The organism is Raoultella sp. (genome assembly GCF_039594335.1).
GTDB lineage: Bacteria > Pseudomonadota > Gammaproteobacteria > Enterobacterales > Enterobacteriaceae > Klebsiella.
Window position 1 is genome coordinate 1 of record NZ_JBCNNS010000270.1, and the last position, 2,996, is coordinate 2,996.

Annotated in this window: 4 protein-coding genes; 3 read left to right on the forward strand and 1 reads right to left on the reverse strand. The window is 52.9% G+C overall.

Annotated elements, in window-relative coordinates; genetic code table 11:
* Positions 1–184 (reverse strand): ATP-binding cassette domain-containing protein (locus tag ACZAHD_RS22835; RefSeq protein WP_462458753.1); only part of this gene is annotated, 184 nt, incomplete at its 3' end.
* A gap of 78 nt (positions 185–262) precedes the next feature.
* On the opposite strand from ACZAHD_RS22835, the gene znuA reads away from it, so the two are divergent.
* The 3 genes from znuA to ACZAHD_RS22850 all read left to right on the forward strand — a co-directional run.
* Positions 263–1,207 carry a zinc ABC transporter substrate-binding protein ZnuA gene (gene znuA, locus ACZAHD_RS22840; RefSeq protein WP_462458754.1) on the forward strand — a complete coding sequence of 315 codons (945 nt, stop codon included), beginning with the start codon at positions 263–265 and terminating at the stop codon, positions 1,205–1,207.
* A gap of 15 nt (positions 1,208–1,222) precedes the next feature.
* Positions 1,223–2,542, forward strand: a complete 1,320-nt coding sequence (mepM, locus tag ACZAHD_RS22845) for a murein DD-endopeptidase MepM (RefSeq protein ID WP_462458755.1) — start codon at positions 1,223–1,225, stop codon at positions 2,540–2,542.
* A gap of 177 nt (positions 2,543–2,719) precedes the next feature.
* Positions 2,720–2,996: LpxL/LpxP family acyltransferase (locus ACZAHD_RS22850; RefSeq protein WP_462458756.1), on the forward strand; the 277-nt coding region annotated here is incomplete at its 3' end.

The following is a 2,996-nucleotide window of genomic DNA, read 5'->3' on the forward strand; positions in this document are numbered from 1 at the left end:
TGATAACACCGTCAGTCGGTGCTACCAGTCCAAGAACCACCCGCACAAGTGTAGATTTGCCTGCGCCATTAGGGCCGAGTAAGGTCAAAATTTTGCCGGGCTTTAGCGCCAGCGAAATGTCAGACAGTACGCGTCGTTGGCCGAAGGCGACCGAGACGTTTTCGAGAGTTACAAGATTTGTCATGTCAAATTAGGGGTTGCACAAACTAGTGAATGTTATAATATCACATCTTTCTCATTCATTACGATGACTAGACGCATTATGTTACATAAAAATACGCTTCTTTGCGCTGGACTTAGCGCCGTTTTTTTGTTCGCTCAGACCTCTACGGCGAATGCCGCCGTGGTTACCTCAATGAAACCCTTAGGCTTTATCGCTTCCGCTATCGCTGATGGAGTCACGGAGACCCAGGTGTTGCTGCCTGACGGCGCCTCAGAGCATGATTATTCACTGCGTCCTTCCGATGTAAAACGCTTACAGAACGCAGACTTAGTGGTATGGATTGGTCCAGAGATGGAAGCGTTCATGGACAAGTCAACGCAAAGCATTGCGTCGAATAAAAAGGTGACTATCGCTGAGCTTGCTGGCGTGAAACCGTTGCTGATGAAAGGAGCGGATGACGACGATGACGAGCATGGCCACGAACACGCCGCGGGTGAAAATAGTGACGGCGATCACCATCACGGTGTTTACAATATGCATCTGTGGTTATCCCCAGAGATAGCGCGGCTTTCAGCGGTTGCAATCCACGATAAATTATTGGAACTTATGCCGCAGAGTCGAGCCAAACTTGACGCTAACCTGAAAGAATTTGAGGCAAAATTAGCCTCAACTGATAAGCAGGTGAGTAACGAGCTCGCACCGCTGAAAGGAAAAGGGTATTTCGTTTTTCATGATGCCTATGGCTACTTTGAAAAACACTACGGTCTGACCTCTCTGGGGCATTTTACCGTAAATCCTGAAATACAGCCTGGTGCGCAGCGTTTACACGAAATCAGAACACAGCTGGTTGAGCAAAAAGCAGCGTGCGTTTTTGCTGAGCCACAGTTCAGGCCAGCCGTTATAGAAGCTGTTGCCAGGGGCACCTCTGTGCGCATGGGAACTCTGGACCCTCTTGGTACCGGAATTAAGCTGGGTAAAGAGAGTTACCCGCAGTTCCTCGACCAACTGGCGAAACAGTATTCGAGCTGCCTGAAAGGAGATTAACGAGGAAGTGAATACGTGCAACAGATAGCCCGCGCTGTCTCTCAGGCATTCAACAATTTGCCACGACCTCACCGCGTCATGCTGGGGTCGTTGAGCGTTCTGACACTAGCGGTCGCCGTCTGGCGACCTTATATCTACCATCCGGAATCCGCCCCTATCGTCAGGACGATCGAACTGGAAAAAAGCGAAATTCGTTCACTGCTGCCGGAAGCCTCCGAGCCTATCGACCAGGCGCCGCAGGAAGAAGAAGCCATTCCTCAAGATGAACTGGATGATAAAGCCGATAGCGAGTCAGGCGGCCACGAATATGTGGTCTCTACTGGCGATACGCTGAGCAGCATTCTCAACCAGTACGGCATCGATATGGGCGATATCGCCCAGCTCTCCTCCGCCGACAAAGAGTTACGTAACCTGAAAATTGGCCAACAGCTCTCCTGGACCTTAACGGCAGAGGGGGATTTGCAAAGCCTGACATGGGAAATGTCGCGTCGAGAAACCCGCACCTATAACCGGGTCGCGAACGGTTTTAAAATGAGCAGCGAGCTGCAGAAAGGGGATTGGGTCAACAACGTGCTGAAAGGCACCGTGGGCGCCAGCTTTGTCACCAGCGCTCGTGAAGCCGGGCTGACCAGTACCGAAGTGAGTGCGGTGATCAGAGCGATGCAGTGGCAGATGGACTTCCGCAAGCTGAAGAAAGGCGATGAGTTCTCGGTACTGATGTCGCGCGAAATGCTTGATGGTAAACGGGAACAGAGCCAGCTGTTGGGCGTGCGTTTGCGTTCAGAAGGCAAGGATTATTACGCGATTCGCGCGGAAGACGGTAAGTTCTACGATCGTAACGGTACCGGTCTGGCGAAGGGCTTTATGCGCTTCCCGACGGCGCGCCAGTTCCGCGTCTCATCGAACTTTAATCCGCGTCGTCTGAATCCCGTGACCGGGCGCGTGGCCCCGCACCGCGGCGTCGATTTTGCTATGCCGCAGGGGACGCCGGTTCTTGCGGTCGGCGATGGCGAGGTTGTGGTGGCTAAGCGCAGCGGCGCAGCGGGATACTATGTGGCCGTACGCCATGGCCGCACCTATACCACGCGCTATATGCACCTGCGTAAACTGCTGGTGAAACCCGGGCAGAAAGTGAAACGTGGCGATCGTATTGCGCTGTCAGGTAACACCGGTCGTTCTACCGGTCCGCATCTGCACTATGAAGTGTGGATTAACCAGCAGGCCGTGAACCCATTAACGGCGAAACTGCCACGTACCGAAGGGTTGAGCGGTTCCGATCGCACCGATTATCTGGCGCAGGTCAAAGAGGTCATACCGCAACTGCGGTTTGACTAGCAAGGACGTCAATGCAAGCCGGTGCCTGTCGCGCGCCGGCTTTTTCTTTTGTAGGTTCCCTATCGTATCGCTAAACTATACCCAGAATAAGTCGTCTTACGGCTTCTGAGGCTGCAACTCGCGGTTTGACGGGATTACCCCATTATCTTTTTTATGCAGTACGGCTGTGGACTGGGCATGGAAACGAAAAAAAATAATATTGAGTTTATTCCAAAATTTGAAAAATCCTTTTTACTTCCGCGCTACTGGGGCGCCTGGCTGGGGGTTTTTGCGTTTGCCGGCATCGCCCTGACGCCTCCCTCTTTTCGCGATCCAATCCTCGGTAAGCTGGGCCGTGCCGTGGGGCGGCTGGCGAAAAGCTCACGCCGTCGTGCGCAGATAAACCTGTTGTACTGTTTTCCGGAAAAGAGCGAGCAGGAGCGCGAGGCCATTATCGATGAGATGTATATGTCGG

Excerpts from the sequence above, each read along its gene's own strand:
- znuA (WP_462458754.1), top strand. The coding sequence starts at position 263 with ATGTTACATAAAAATACGCTTCTTTGCGCTGGACTTAGCGCCGTTTTT.